10 protein-coding genes are annotated in these 14,542 nt (G+C 36.4%); 3 read left to right on the forward strand and 7 right to left on the reverse strand.

Features of this window, described 5'->3' with window-relative positions; genetic code table 11:
- Positions 1 to 186: 186 nt before the first annotated feature.
- From ACZ5AE_RS16060 to ACZ5AE_RS16070, 3 genes are all read right to left on the reverse strand, one after another.
- Complete coding sequence (locus ACZ5AE_RS16060; protein ID WP_464565473.1) at positions 187 to 855, reverse strand: DNA alkylation repair protein; 669 nt, start codon at positions 853 to 855, stop codon at positions 187 to 189.
- A 262-nt stretch (positions 856 to 1,117) separates the two neighbouring features.
- Entirely contained in the window at positions 1,118 to 1,870 is a 753-nt protein-coding gene (locus ACZ5AE_RS16065) for a GNAT family N-acetyltransferase (RefSeq protein WP_464565474.1), read from the reverse strand.
- 352 nt (positions 1,871 to 2,222) lie between these two features.
- The gene (locus ACZ5AE_RS16070; protein WP_464565476.1) at positions 2,223 to 4,346 is read right to left on the reverse strand and encodes an ATP-dependent Clp protease ATP-binding subunit; all 2,124 of its coding nucleotides are present in this window, start codon (positions 4,344 to 4,346) and stop codon (positions 2,223 to 2,225) included.
- Positions 4,347 to 4,829: 483 nt separating this feature from the next.
- On the opposite strand from ACZ5AE_RS16070, the gene ACZ5AE_RS16075 reads away from it, so the two are divergent.
- Positions 4,830 to 5,141 carry a Dph6-related ATP pyrophosphatase gene (locus ACZ5AE_RS16075; RefSeq protein ID WP_464565478.1) on the forward strand — a complete coding sequence of 104 codons (312 nt, stop codon included), beginning with the start codon at positions 4,830 to 4,832 and terminating at the stop codon, positions 5,139 to 5,141.
- 100 nt (positions 5,142 to 5,241) lie between these two features.
- Here the strand turns inward: ACZ5AE_RS16075 and ACZ5AE_RS16080 are convergent, their stop codons facing one another.
- Both ACZ5AE_RS16080 and ACZ5AE_RS16085 read right to left on the reverse strand, forming a co-directional pair.
- Positions 5,242 to 6,012 (reverse strand): PH domain-containing protein, encoded by a 771-nt coding sequence (locus ACZ5AE_RS16080; RefSeq protein WP_464565480.1) that lies wholly within the window; start codon positions 6,010 to 6,012, stop codon positions 5,242 to 5,244.
- Between the two features lie 475 nt (positions 6,013 to 6,487).
- Entirely contained in the window at positions 6,488 to 7,618 is a 1,131-nt protein-coding gene (locus ACZ5AE_RS16085) for a beta-propeller fold lactonase family protein (RefSeq protein ID WP_464565482.1), read from the reverse strand.
- Between the two features lie 359 nt (positions 7,619 to 7,977).
- Between ACZ5AE_RS16085 and ACZ5AE_RS16090 the strand changes: the two genes are divergently transcribed.
- Positions 7,978 to 8,112: a hypothetical protein gene (locus tag ACZ5AE_RS16090; protein ID WP_464565484.1), complete on the forward strand. Its 135-nt coding sequence runs from the start codon at positions 7,978 to 7,980 to the stop codon at positions 8,110 to 8,112.
- A 563-nt stretch (positions 8,113 to 8,675) separates the two neighbouring features.
- The gene (locus tag ACZ5AE_RS16095; protein ID WP_464565486.1) at positions 8,676 to 10,181 is read left to right on the forward strand and encodes a phospholipase D-like domain-containing protein; all 1,506 of its coding nucleotides are present in this window, start codon (positions 8,676 to 8,678) and stop codon (positions 10,179 to 10,181) included.
- Positions 10,182 to 10,965: 784 nt separating this feature from the next.
- Here ACZ5AE_RS16095 and ACZ5AE_RS16100 read toward each other — a convergent pair.
- Positions 10,966 to 13,398 (reverse strand): molybdopterin-dependent oxidoreductase, encoded by a 2,433-nt coding sequence (locus ACZ5AE_RS16100; protein ID WP_464565488.1) that lies wholly within the window; start codon positions 13,396 to 13,398, stop codon positions 10,966 to 10,968.
- Between the two features lie 47 nt (positions 13,399 to 13,445).
- Entirely contained in the window at positions 13,446 to 13,880 is a 435-nt protein-coding gene (locus ACZ5AE_RS16105) for a hypothetical protein (protein WP_464565490.1), read from the reverse strand.
- Between the last annotated feature and the right edge of the window lie 662 nt (positions 13,881 to 14,542).

A 14,542-nucleotide genomic window follows, 5' to 3' on the forward strand; every position in this document is an offset into this window, starting at 1 on the left:
TATTTGTGAAATTTTCTATTAAAATTCAAATTCCTTTCTAAATTAACCTGCCAGTTAGCTCAACAAGAAAAGGGACTGCCGCAGCAGTTCCCCCTTTTTTCGTTCCAAGCATATTCCAATTTTCATATCGAGGCTTTGAATTCCTTTATTTTTTGCATTAAACCTTAATAAATTTTCCAGTAGTAACTAAATATTATGTCGTTTGTTAACTTCAATGCTAATGAACTCCGGCAAATATTTGGGAGTACATCCTTTTGCTACTATTTCATCTTTGTATAAACCTGTTTTCTCACCAAGTTTAATACAAAGTGCACGATACTTTTCATCATAAACACCTATCCAGCCTGCGGTAAAATTCATAGCCCATTGAACTTCCGGTTCTTCCCGCGTAATATTAGCTTCTATTGCAGATAGCAAGTATTCGGTGTTATCAGGCGGTGTTTGTCCAGTCCATCTCAATCGTCCTTGATAATACCAGAAAGCTCGCCTTTGAAGAGCAGAAGGACTATTTTCCCATGACTCCATCAATGCAATTGTCTTTTTGTCTTTGGTGAGCTGATTAGCCATTAACCAATCCATTAAGTTATTACGATCATCAAAAGTGTGAGTCTGCATATCCTTATCAAGCTTATGTAGCACATCTTGTGAAAGAAGTTTTTTGTCCATAATTAAGATTGCTAATAGTCTAGGCAAATACTCTTCGGTTGACCAAAGTTCCATAGCAAGTTCGTGATCTTTTTTAATGTCCTTCGCTATTTTCCGTAAGTCGCCTAGCTTAGTTTTACTATTGATCTGAGCTAGAATGTTTTCTGCTTTTGAAAAGCGTTTTATTTCTGTACCTTTATTTTCATTCATTTTTTATTCAACTCCATTATTAAAGCACTGTTTCATACTTTGTCCTTGACGGAATATATCAAACTTAATTTCGTTATAAGTCTTATTGCAGTGGTGTGCCTCCAAAGTTAATATTGTAGTATATATCGTATTAAAGCTTCTCCACCTATAATAGAAGAGCAGGCATCTTTAATATAATAATAACATTTACTTCCTTTTAATTGGATACGAAAAGGGCTTTCCTTTTTTAAAGAAACGCGCCCGTTCAAGAATCATCAAAGAGTTATTCTTTTATTCTATACCAATATCTGTATACTTCCTTAAACCCTAATTTAGAGTAAAGTTTTAATGCTGGGGCATTATTTAACATAACTTGAAGGTATGCATATTTTGCTCCATTATCCTTTCCCCATTGTAAAATATTTTGAATAAGTTTACTCCCATAACCTCTATTTCTATACTTTTTGGTAGTCACTATATCAAATAACCCTATGTATTCATTTTCTAATACACACATTCCACAAGCAAGGATGTCACTTTTATCATCAGATAACAAAAAATAACAAGTATTAGCGATTATGTTTCTTAGCATTTGTTTTAATGTTTTTTGGTCCTTTTCATCTACGTTATTTAGAGTACAAAAGTTTATAAACCAATCGTCTTGTAAATCGTTATAAATAATAGCATTATACTTTATTTCAATCTCTAGGTCTTTCAAGGATAAAACTTGAACACTAGTCAAACCGTCAAGAAAATATCCATTTTCTTCAAGCGTGCTATCTAAATGTTCGGGTGATACCTGCTGTGTCATTTTATAAACAACCTTTAAATTTCTGTTTCGATACATTTGTTCAGCAATTTCTATTTTGGTATTCAAATCTTCATTTGAAAAATATACAGGATTGATTGAATTGGCTCTTTTTGTGTATCCATCGGCAAATCGCAATATCCATCCATCATAAACATTCGTTTGTATTGCAGGTAAGGCATTCATTGATAATTCCTCTATTTTTTGTACCAATTTATCTATTTTCATTCATATGTCTCCCCATATTAAAATAACGAATAAAAATTTGCACATATTCATAATTATGCATTTTAGTGTAATATTCCTTCTTGTTCACTCTTAAACAATCCTGCCCGTTAGTGCAAAAAAGGGATCGCCGCAGCGATTCTTTCTTTAACTCTTGCACCCCGTTACTTTAAGTGTAATCCTTCACAAACTACCTCAAAACACTTCGTTAATTTAATCTACATTACCATATTGAGACCTATAGAAAACTTTTTTTTGTTCAAACATTGAATGATCTATTTATAAGAGGAACCCCACTCATTTGATAAGTGGGGTTCCTCGACAAGCTGAAAGAATAGATGAAGATCATCTATTCTTATGCTACGTTAATTTTATTATTTTCTACTGATACAGTGATCGCAGTTACGTTTTCGCTTTTAATAATTAAAGAAGTGATTTTATCTTCAATTTGCTCTTGAATAACGCGTCGAAGTGGACGAGCACCAAACACATTGCTATATCCTAATTCGGCAATCTTTTCTTTTGCTTCCTTATCGATTTCAATGGAAATCCCTTGTTCCTCTAATGTTTCTTTAAGCTCCGCCATCATAATCTCGATAATTTCCACAAGGTTCTCTTTTTGTAGGTGGTTAAACTCAATAATCGAATCAATACGGTTTAAGAATTCAAGCTTAAAGTGATTTCCGATTTTATCGACAATATTTGACTCTGCTCCTTGCTGTTCATCGCATCCAAAACCAATTGGCCCTAAAGTTTTGTTTCCAACACCTGCGTTTGAAGTCATGATAATAATCGTTTCCGTAAAGCTTACGACTCTTCCTTGGCTATCCGTTAACCTGCCATCTTCCATGATTTGAAGAAACACATTCATCACATCTGGGTGTGCTTTTTCGATTTCATCCAATAGAATGATGGAATAAGGGTTTCGGCGAACTTGTTCCGTTAACTGACCTGCGTCTTCATGTCCGACATAGCCAGGAGGTGAACCAATCAACTTAGAGACAGAATGTTTTTCCATATATTCACTCATATCTAGGCGAATCATCGCATCTTTACAGCCGAATAATTCGGCGGCAAGAGTTTTCGTCAACTCGGTTTTACCTGTACCTGTTGGACCTAAGAATAAAAATGAAGCGGTGGGACGTGTTTTCGGTTTTAATCCAACACTTGCCCTTAAGATTGCATTGGATACTTTTTCAATAGCTTTATCCTGACCAATAATTTTACTTGCTAGTCTCTCTTTCAAATCTATCCTTTTTTTCTGCTCTGCTTTTTGGAGCTTTTGTACAGGGATTCCCGTACCTTTTTCAATAATTTCTTGGATCATTTCGACGGTAACATCTTTTGTTACATCATCTGAATATTCTGATAATATTTGTTTGATTTCTCTCTCTTCATCACGAAGAATCACCGCTTTTTCATAGTGCTCCAATTTCAATGCTTGTTGTTTTTCTTCAGCAATTTCTTGTAAGCGACCTTTTAAATAGTTTACATCTAGGTCTCCGTGTGCAAGGTTAAGTTTTGCGCCGGCCTCATCCATTAAATCGATGGCCTTATCTGGCAAGAAGCGATCTTGAATATAGCGTTTTGATAGTGTCACACATGCTTTTAGGACATCATCCGAATACGTTACATCGTGATACTTTTCATATGCTGGCCGAATTCCTTTTAAAATTTCAAACGCTTCATTCACAGACGGTTCTTTCACGATCACCGATTGGAAGCGACGCTCAAGTGCAGGATCTTTTTCAATCATGCGATACTCTTTCATCGTTGTTGCGCCAACAATTTGAATATCACCGCGCGCTAACGCTGGTTTTAATATATTCCCTGCATCCATTGAACCGTCAGACGTACCTCCAGCACCAACCATCATGTGCAGTTCATCAATGAACAAAATGACGTTTTCTCGTTGTTGTAATTCAGCAACAAGTTTTTTCATTTTTTCTTCAAATTGTCCTCTGTAGGCTGTACCTGCTACAAGTGAACTGATGTCTAGCAAATATACTTCTTTCGTTTTTAGTTTCGGTGGTACTTTTCCTTTGACGATTTGAAGGGCAAGGCCTTCAACGATCGCTGTTTTCCCGACACCAGCCTCACCGATTAAGACCGGATTATTTTTTGTGCGACGGTTTAATATTTGAAGGATGCGTTCAATTTCTTGATCCCTGCCGATCACATCATCAATTCGCCCTTCTTTTGCTTCATTCGTCAAGTTCCGTCCATGTTGATCAAGAAAGCTAATTTTTTTTCGTTTCTTTGGCTTGGTTACATGGACATTTTTGTTTTGCTCAGGCTGGCTGCCATCTGTGTCCAACAGATTGAACATTTGGTTGTCAAGTTTAATGGAGCCGTTTTCCAATTTTTGTTTTGCGATATCATAGCATTCCGCACACAAACTAATTTGGCTTTGACCCTGATTAAATGAGAAGTTTAACTGATAACTCGCTACCGATGTTTGACAGTTTTGACAAAACATTTTTCCAGCCTCCTTTTGCATGAACTATTTTTGACTATGAAGATAGAAAAAGGAGCCACTTCTACTAGTAAGCCCGGTGAATATTTTATTAAGTTTCCTTCTATTTTATTGTAATTTTTTGAACATTTCTACAGGTAATGGTTGGGTATATACCCAGCCTAGCAAACGTTTACTCCACCATACTGTTGGAAACATAAGAATGATGTAATGTAATTGTCAGTCTATTTTTGCCCAAGTCTTTCTTTTACTGAGCCTTTATTCAACAAAAAAGAGCATCAATTTCAACTTCTTGTGTGTAATAAGCAACTACGGTTGTATGTTCGTTTGATAAAATGACTGGACACATTTTGATTATCATATTTTTAATCAAATTTGAACCACACTCTCTTAATTAGATGGACGCTACAATATATTGGACAGTAGAATAACTATAACTATAGTAAGAGAAGGTGATTTAATAATCATCTGAGAAACGATGAGACCATGGAAGAAACAATCCTTGAAAATATCGTCGTTGCCTTTTCATCTGGAAAAGACTCCGTTTTCTTAGTCAACCAATTGTTAAAGGATCCAAGGTATAAAATTATATCGTTAGTGACAACCTGTACGAACAATGGAAACGTCACTAGTCACCACATTGATGAACTGCTAGTAGAAAAACAAGCGGAAGCCATCGGACTGCCTCTATACAAAATAATAATGAACGATTTTACCGCTGAGAATTTCGAAGATGGTTTAATCAGAATAAGGTTGCCGCAGCAAACTGATCTTAAAGTAAAGCTCCTTAAAGTTTAGGTGCTATTCCTTATATGGTTGTTTTTAAATCGGAATACATTAGAGAAACCTTCATATTTTTTTAAAGAGTATAGTCCGAAAATTACGGAGGTTGAAACACTTATAGTCCAAGAAGCTGCTTTTTTTTAGCTTCGAATTCTTCTTCGGTAATGACTCCAGCATCTAAAAGTTCTTTAAATTTCAAAATCTCTTCAGCAGTAGAAGTATTGGCAGATGGCTGTGGAATACTTTTTTGAGCATTAGAAACCCTTAAATTGTCCAAAACTTCGTGAATCGCATTGTTTATAGACGTAGCGGAAGCTGAATCTAGAGCAATATTAAACTTCTCTTGGGGAGTATCGATAGTGAGAACACCAAATACCATTCCTTTTTCAAAAGAGATATCGTTTATTTTTTCATGATTAACAGCTTTAAATTTTTCGCCAGTTAATGACTTTTGACCAAACAAAATTCGTTTATTGGTAATTGCATAAGCATAGTAACTATCATGTTTAGTAACGAATTGATAATTGTGTAATCCGATGAAGGTCATTAATACCTTTTCGCCGCGGATTAGATTATCTTGTAAAACTTTGAAGTGTTTAACCCCCCACTTTTCGTTAAAACCAGAACCGAATTTATTCTCTATACAATAGTTGTACATATTTTCAGCACGTGACATGGGGTCATCACCAAGTTTGTCTTCCTTCTCTTGAATAATCGCTTTGATTTCTTCAATCGTAATTTTATTCACATTAATTGCCGTAGGTCCACCAACTTCATTTAAACAACTGGGACACAACCAACCGTCTGATTTTTTAATTTTGTATCGATTAAGTCCAACTTCTTTATTACACACACCGCAAATAGCTTTCCGATCAAAGAAACCCACTATAACATCTCCTCTAAATTAATAAATGCTTATGCTTTCATCAATAGGAACATATATTTAAAAATGTTAAACATAATAAAGTGTATTTAGAAAAATATGTTTTCCCCCAATTGACAATCCCTCGCTTTTTTCTCTGATTCTTTAAATAATTGCATTGTAAGAGCTAAGACCAGAAAGAAAACATAAGTTATAGCATCCATTCACTAATTAAATACGAGGATATATTTGCTTGTTCGACACTATTCTGCTACTATTTGTTTTTTTATACTAATAATATTTAATCTTTTCTTAAACCTAACCTGCCCCGTTAGCACAACAATAAAAAAGGATCGCCTCAGCGATCTCCATCTTTAACTCTTGCACCCGTTACTTCAATAAGGATTATCTATCCAAAACAATAAGACCTTTCCTTTTTAACTAAGAAAACTGTCTATCTGACTTTCAAAAATTAATTGCTACTCTCGTCACGGCTTTCTTAATGAGGTGGATGATGGTGATGTTGTTCACTACTCTCATCACTGCTTTCATCATCAACTAATCTGCAAACTCGTCCAACAGCCACTGTATTAGGCACATTCCCCACTTTTATGGTTTTGATGATTTTATTAGATGAGGTATCGATGACTGAAACGGTGTTATCAAAGTTATTCGGGACATAACCTTTTCTTCCATCTGCTGTAAACGCTGCATCACTTGGTGAGTCTCCAACTCTTTGCTTAATTGTATCGACTACTTGATTAAAAGTAGGAGAATTCGGATCAGCGTCTATAACGGATATTGTATCTCCGTCTGAATTGGTTACAAATGCCCTCATTCCAAATGGTGTATTTCCAATACCTACTCCAGCAGGTCCAGTACCTACAGGGATATTCGTAACCAAGTTGGTTCCTGTATCTATTGCTGAAACGGTATTATCACCTGCATTGGTTACATAAACTGTTGTTCCGTCTGGAGTTATGGCTACATCAATAGGAGCTGCCCCTACTTTAATGTTAGCAATTATCGTATTATAAGTAGGAGAATTGGGGTTCGCATCGAAGACTGAGACAATACTCTCTGGAGTAATTGAAACATAAGCCCTAGTTCCAAATGGAGTATTGCCAATAGCTATTCCAAAGGGGAAAAATTCCACTGGAATGACACTAATAACCATATTGCTACTCGTATCGATAACGGAAACTGTAGAATTTTGTGTTATTTCTGCTCCATTTCCAACATAAGCCCTTTTACCATCTGGAGTAATATCAACTGCTATCGGAGTTTCTCCAACTGTAATTGTATCAATCACTTTGTTAGTAGCAGTATTAATAACAGAGACGGTAAAATCCAAATTATTTACAATATAAACTCTCTTTCCATTTGGGGTTATTGCCACACCTGTAGGCATATTTCCTACTTTAATTGTATCAATCACTTTATCTTTTGCCGTATCAATGACGGAAACAGTATTACCGGGAACTTCAGGGGTACCAGAATTCACTACATATGCAAACTCTCGGCATCTAGGAACAAATTTATGTTTATGTGTTCTCAATTCATTCGTTTGGATATTTTGATTTTTACCCCTATGAAAATGGCATTCCATTTTTTCATTACTTCTTAACATTAATAACCTCCAAACTCATTTCAATAATTTTAATATATGAAAAATATCAGAAATCGTTTGGACAAAACATTATTTTTAAAAAGAGGTAATTACTTTATGGATTGTATGTTAAGAATTCAGACTTCTTTATCATCCCACCTTAGTGCACTAACCTGCCCGTTAGTGCACTAAGCAAATAGGCCCTACTTATTTGATTAAAAATTAAGAAAGTTCATTAAATTAGAAGGAAATGATAACAAAATGGATAATTATAAATAATAATCGTTTTTAAGCTAAAGGATATATTCAAGAAATTGTTACAGCTAAGGATACCCTATTAAGAAATTGAAAAAGATAATCTATAATTGAGGTGATTTTAAATGGATGAACAATTATTATTAAAGGTTATTGAAGAAGTATTCGAAGAAAAGCAACAGGAACAAACCAAAGAAATTTATTTTGCTCAGGATGAATTTCTAACTAAAACCATCTCGTATATAAAAGAAGGAATATAAGGTTATGGAAAAACTCATAACATTTCACATCTAAAATTGACATACTCTTTACGATTTCTTAATGCCTAGTAAATTCTTTTAGTTTTAATTTGAAGTTGTAGTCAGCTACCTCTATTCATCCGGCATTTTGCCGGATATTTTTTTTATTTTTTCGCTTATTTAATAATGTCATCTTTTAATTTTCGTTTCTTTGTGATTATCTATCGACAAATCCATGGTGAAATGAAGAAGGACAACAACAGCCACCATTTCCATGTTAAAAACTCATACTCCAACCACCCCGTTGCATCCATCGCAAATAACTTGTCTTCCAACAATCGGACTTTCTCAATATTTTCATGACGAGTGCTTATTTTAACCACCTCTATAGAAAATATTACTATTACTTAATCACTTAATTATATTAGCCTTTAGGGGATACTGTATTCCTTAAGTGGGACTTTGCTATTTTTCCAAGATTCTAGCGACCCGTTACAACTTTTTCCTTATGCAACTAAATTTTAAAGATACTTATAAACGGGTTACCATTTGTACATTTTAAAAGAGAAAGGAGGGTCTTTATATTGGTATGGATTTTTGGACTCTACTTATTAAATACTGTTTTTATGATGATTATGGCGGTTCGCGAGGTAAGGCGACCAGCAGTGGCTTTAAATTGGATATTCATTAGTTTTATCTTCCCTGTAATTGGTTTTGTGCTCTATCTTATTACATCAAATCCGATACGTATGAATCGAAGTAAAAGGCCAGCTTTTATTTCTTCTGAATCAGAAATACTTCCAGATTCCTTTGGTAACTCAGCTCAGCAAATAGCGAAAGCATTGAAACATTTAACCGGGAGTGCATTAAAGTCTGGTCAAGTACAAGTGCTTATAAATGGGATGAATACTTATGAAAAACTTATTGAATCTATACAGAACGCCAAAAAAACGATTGACCTTGAATATTACATATATAGAGACGACGAAATCGGCAGGTGCATTACGGACTTACTGATTGAACAGTCATTGAAAGGTGTACATATTCGGTTTATAAGAGACGGTTGGGGAAGCAGGAAAATATCCAAAAATCAGGTTTTTCGGATGATGGATGCTGGAATAGAATGTCGGACTATTTTTCCTTTACGTCCCCCTTGGATATTTTCAACATTGAATAACCGGGATCATTGTAAGATTGCCCTAATCGACGGCAAAGAAGCTTTTACCGGTGGGATTAATATTGGGGAAGAATATACTGGATTAAAGCCAAATGTAGGCTACTGGCGTGACACTCATGTAAAAATAGTTGGTGAAGCTTCAGCTGATTTGAAAATGGTTTTCGAGAACCATTGGAAGATTGCCTCACCTGAATACATAAAGGGGAAATCTGGAATGAAAACAATAACAGCAAAGGAGGGTTCCTTAATCATTCCTAAAACCAGCAGGTCAAAACCATTTACCATGATGACAGAATGGAGCACAGAGTTGGGAACTGTTGAACGAACAAAGACGAATAAAGTTCCGACTAATGAGAAAATGCACCAAGCCTATGTTCAGACAGTAGAAGGTAATCCAAGTATTCCTACACCTTTTATTAGGCAAGCGTACTTTATAGGGTTAACACAAGCCACAAAGACTGTTGATATCACCACACCCTACTTTGTACCAGATCAGGATATTATAATGGGGCTTAAGACGGCTGTGCAACGTGGAGTACGGATAAGATTGCTGGTTCCTCGTCAAGTAAATCAAAAAATGGTAGAGCGTGCAAGCTTTACTTATTATGGAGAGTTATTGGAAGCAGGCGTACAAATCTACTTATATAACAAAGGAATGCTTCATGCGAAGACGATGGTTATCGATGGGGAAGTAGCAGAAGTGGGAGCAGCAAACTACGATATGAGAAGTTTTCGTTTGAATTACGAAGTGAGTGAATTTTTTTACAGTAAAGATGTGGCGATAGATCTTACAGAACAGTTTGAGCAAGACCTTTGTGATTCTGTCCCGTTGCAAATGGATGATTTATTGCAACGCTCGCCTTCACAGCGGTTATTGCAGCAAGGGGCCCGCCTTCTTTTTCCGCTGTTATAGCAATTAACTTTTATTTTGAAAATAACATTCCATAAGCCCTCAGACGATTCTAATCTGAGGGCTTTTTTGAAAATTAAATTAGAACCCCGGGAAGAAATAAAAAGGGAAAAATATTTCAACGGGTTCACTTTAGAGGTGCAATCATTTAAAACCACACAGCAAAACACACTTGAATTCACAATATGATTCACAGTGCGATTTTTATTGATTTATCACCATTTTAGAGAATTTTAATTGCTTATCATTTTCTAATTCACAAGGTATTGGAGGGTGTGTGAATTTTTAAACTCCCCCAACGCATTGAAACATAAGAAGTCTTATCCTTAATTGAGTAACTAGTGGTAATAAAATAAGCGGAAATTTTTCCGCTAAATGGAGAATAGGGCTCATTTCGGCGTAAATAAGGGAAGGTTTTTCGCTTAAACAAAGCAAAATCCCCAATTCTGAAGTTTTTTGAGTCAATAGGGGAAATTTCTTCGCCTATTTAAGTTATTCTTGATCTTAATTGCTAATTAAGGGAAATTTCTTCCCTTACTTATCAAACACTGTCTAATGAACTTGTACACTTACGGTTGCTTTAGTCCAATAAAGAAAATAAGGCTTAGAGATATTTTTATCTCAAAGCCTTATGGACTGTACAATATACTGTGATTTGTGTTGTGAAAGGTTATATGATTTCCTATGTGGTTAGGGTTGTGATTTACCTTATTGCACCTCACAAGTAAACCTGTTAAAAATCTTACATAGAAGTTCTTTTTTATTCACAAAGATAAAAATCCCTTTTTTAAAACGAGCCATCCTTGCACTCTGGTAAATACGGTGGTATTGGTACATTTAGGGTTGATGCTGGTATCTCAAGTATCTTCCCAATTTGAATATCATAGGGTGAAATTAATGCATTGGCTTTTTGTAAATTATCAGCAGAAATGCCATATTGATTAGCAAGCGATTGTAAAGTATCTTCTTCAGTAACAATATGCTGGGTCCGCAACTTTTCGATTTTACATGCTGATTGCTTAAATGTTGGCTGTTTGGATAGTGGGTCTGTAAAATCAGCTGTTAACTCATTTGCAGCTTCCCGTCTCTCCCAACTGCCAAAATGAAATGGAACAAATACTAGTCCTTTTTGTACCACATTTCCAATTCTTGCAGGAACCTCAATCCATCCACGTGGGGACGAGATACGTATAAGTTCTCCAGGAAGAAGAGAAAGTAACTCTGCATCTGCCTCATTGATTTCCACATATCCTTGGGGAGCAGCTACATGCAAAAGAGGTGATCGAGCCGTCTTTGTCCTGGTATGCCAATGCCAAACAAGTCGTCCTGTTGTCAGCCACATTGGATACTCTTTTGTTGGCTGCTCAGCAGGCGGCAAATAGGTGATTGGATAAAGGATGGCCCGGCCATTTGGATTTTTCCTTTCATATTCTTTTTTTGTTAAAGGCCGTCCTGTAAATTGATGTTTCGTAAAACTCTGGGTATATTCTGTTTCTGTAGGAAATTTAAAATCAGTATATAGTCTAGTTATACCTTCAGGATGCTCTTCATTTACAGGCCAGCGAAGGCCATTATACTTTTCTAACTTATCGTAAGTTATCCCGGTCATATCACAAGGACGGCCACGAGAGACATTTTTCCACTCTTCAAAGCATTCTTCTGTTGTTGTGTAAGCAATTAACGGATTTCCATCACGATCCTTTAAGCCCATCCGTTTTGCAAAATCTAACAAAATTTCAAAATCAGTTCTTACTCCTTCCGGAGGGTTTACGGCTTTTCTTAATAAATTTATCGTTCGATCTGTATTCTCCATTACTCCCTCTTTTTCCCCCCATAAAGCAGTTGGCAGAACAACATCCGCAACGGTCGCTGTCTCAGTTAAAAAAGGGTCCTGAACTACAACGAATGTTTTTTCAAATGCTGCTTTGGCCCGCCGTCTATTCGGAAGAGAAACCATGGGATTGGTGCCGATATTCCAAAAGAAGCCGATTTGGCCCATTTCCATCATATCAATTTGTTCCTCAATACCCTTTTCCGGTCCCACCGGAAGTTTTGCTTCATCTACATTCCATAGCCTTGCCATCTCTTGTATATGTGACGGATTGGACGAATTCCGCTGTGCCGGAAAAGTTCCCACTCCGCCTGCTGTCCGGTTGGAGGATGAGCTTGGCTGTCCTGCCATATGGAATGGTCCGCAGCCTGGCTTGCCAATTAACCCTCTAATCAAATGCAAATTATTGATGGCGACACAAGCTGTTGTCGCATCAGCGCTTTGATAGATTCCTTGCAGAGTGGTGGTGATTAGTGATGGAGTTTTCCCAAGCTGTGCTGCCACAAGCAGGATTAAGTCGATAGGTACCCCCGTTACTTCAGACGTTTTCTCCGGGGTCCAATTTTTTACGGATTCCTCCATTTCTTGAAACCCAATTGTATGATTATCAATAAAGTTTTGATCAACCCAGCCATTTTTTAAAATCAAATGAAGGATTCCGTTTAAAAGAGCCACATTTGTTCCAGGATAAAGCTGAAGATGGATATCCGCGGCCTTTGCTGTCAGTGTTCTTCTAGGATCAACAGTGATAATGAACGGTTTTCCTGTTTTTTTCTTACGGTTCATTATCCGTTCAAACAGCACTGTACCCGTTTCAGCTACATTGTGTCCAAACAACATTAGCGTTTCAGTTTCGTCTACATCATCAAAGGAAGCAGGGCTGCCATCTGCACCAAATGATTGTAGTAAGCAAAATTCGGTGGTAGCTGTACAAAGCCGGGTATTTGCATCTAGTAAATGAGTTTGCAAGCCAGCCCTGCCGATTTTTGCGATTGTATAGTAATCCTCCAAGAAACCTTGTCCGGTTGAATAGATGGCTATGCTATTTGACCCTCTCTGTTTTAGAGAATCAGTCGCTTTTTTTACCATTAAATTCATCGCCTCATCCCATGTTGCAGGGACCAACTTTCCGGAAGAATCACGGATCATGGGAGTTAACAAACGGTCGGGACTGTTATTGGCATACCACTGATTTTCCCCTTTGGGGCCAAGTCTGCCTCTGTTAATGGGATGTGCACTGTTCCCCTTGATTCCAACTATCTTCTCATCTTTCACAGCTATATAGCAGCCGCAGCCGATTGAGCATATATTACAAGTACTGTACACCCACTTATCAATATCTCCCTGGCTGTACACATTTATATCGGTTCTTTCAGTTTCCCAGGACATTGATCTTCCTCCTTGGATAGTAGTTGTGAGAAAAAAAGATGTTGCTGTTAGCGAAGGGCAGATATGTAAAAAGAAGGAATGATATACTTCGTTTGCTTAGCCCCGTAAATCCTTTCCAATTCGGCAGCTGCGTGTTCAAGGTTGGTCTTAATTTCCTGGAACAAAGGCTCCAAATTTCTCACTGATTCCAGGTATGGAAGACGCATCCATTCAACCGCTCTTTTCCATGCTCGAAATGTAGGGTTGGCTATTTCATTATCATGATAAATAATGGTCAGAAATTCTGTCATGTTCTTTAGTTCGGCCCCATCATTTGAAAGCTCTTGCATTAGCTTTTTAATCATTTCCAGTTGCTCTCTCAAAATAGTTAGAAGTAAAATCGCAATCGGGTGATCAGAATTTTCTATTTCTTTTATTGCTTTTTCAGTTTGGTTTTGAAGGTCTGAATATAATTCTTTCAGCTTTAACAATAAATTTCCCATCTTTCTTAAAAAATTTAAACGCTGCGCGCAGTGCTCACATTCTTTACTAAACTTCCCAATGATTTTTAGGAATATACTTTAGATGGAACCACTTTCCTCTACTCCAATTAAAGTAAGAAGTTGGGTGAGTTTTTTAAAACAGTCAAATTAGCATTATTCTTACAGAACAGTTTGGACGAGACTTAATGATTCTTTCTTAGATTATTATTGGAGAAGATTTATTGTAATGCTCTCTTTCCCACAGGTTAAATGGAGCAAGGTACCTTTTTTCGTCGGTGTAGCCGTAAAAATTTGCTGTATCCCTTTAAATGCATACGAAAAGCCCTTAGATCATTTAAATCTAAGGGCTTTTTTGAACAACTATATTATTAATATTGGATGTGTTTAAGAAAATATCTCTAGATAAGATGACTGTTGCAACTCAAGTAAACCAAACTTTAGAGGGTTAAAAAGTGTACAAGCAAGCTTTCTTTACAGATTGAAAATAAGCAACTATACCAAAATGCTGCACAACAATCTAAAGCTATAATTGACAGTATTGAGCCCGGTATTAAACAAATGGAACAAGAAGAGCTCCAATATAAGCAGTAATGGTAATGTTAAGGGGTTGGGGTTGGATTTGAGCCAATCCATTTTATATTTATTTTTATGTGTCTATCAAC

It is taken from the genome of Neobacillus sp. S1227 (assembly GCF_055385255.1).

Bases quoted from the DNA above. Each gene is read 5' to 3' on its own strand.
- ACZ5AE_RS16085 (WP_464565482.1), bottom strand. From the start codon at position 7,618: ATGTTAAGAAGTAATGAAAAAATGGAATGCCATTTTCATAGGGGTAAA.
- ACZ5AE_RS16065 (WP_464565474.1), bottom strand. From the start codon at position 1,870: ATGAAAATAGATAAATTGGTACAAAAAATAGAGGAATTATCAATGAAT.
- ACZ5AE_RS16070 (WP_464565476.1), bottom strand. From the start codon at position 4,346: ATGTTTTGTCAAAACTGTCAAACATCGGTAGCGAGTTATCAGTTAAAC.
- ACZ5AE_RS16090 (WP_464565484.1), top strand. From the start codon at position 7,978: ATGGATGAACAATTATTATTAAAGGTTATTGAAGAAGTATTCGAAGAA.
- ACZ5AE_RS16060 (WP_464565473.1), bottom strand. From the start codon at position 855: ATGAATGAAAATAAAGGTACAGAAATAAAACGCTTTTCAAAAGCAGAA.
- ACZ5AE_RS16100 (WP_464565488.1), bottom strand. From the start codon at position 13,398: ATGTCCTGGGAAACTGAAAGAACCGATATAAATGTGTACAGCCAGGGA.
- ACZ5AE_RS16075 (WP_464565478.1), top strand. From the start codon at position 4,830: ATGGAAGAAACAATCCTTGAAAATATCGTCGTTGCCTTTTCATCTGGA.
- ACZ5AE_RS16105 (WP_464565490.1), bottom strand. From the start codon at position 13,880: ATGGGAAATTTATTGTTAAAGCTGAAAGAATTATATTCAGACCTTCAA.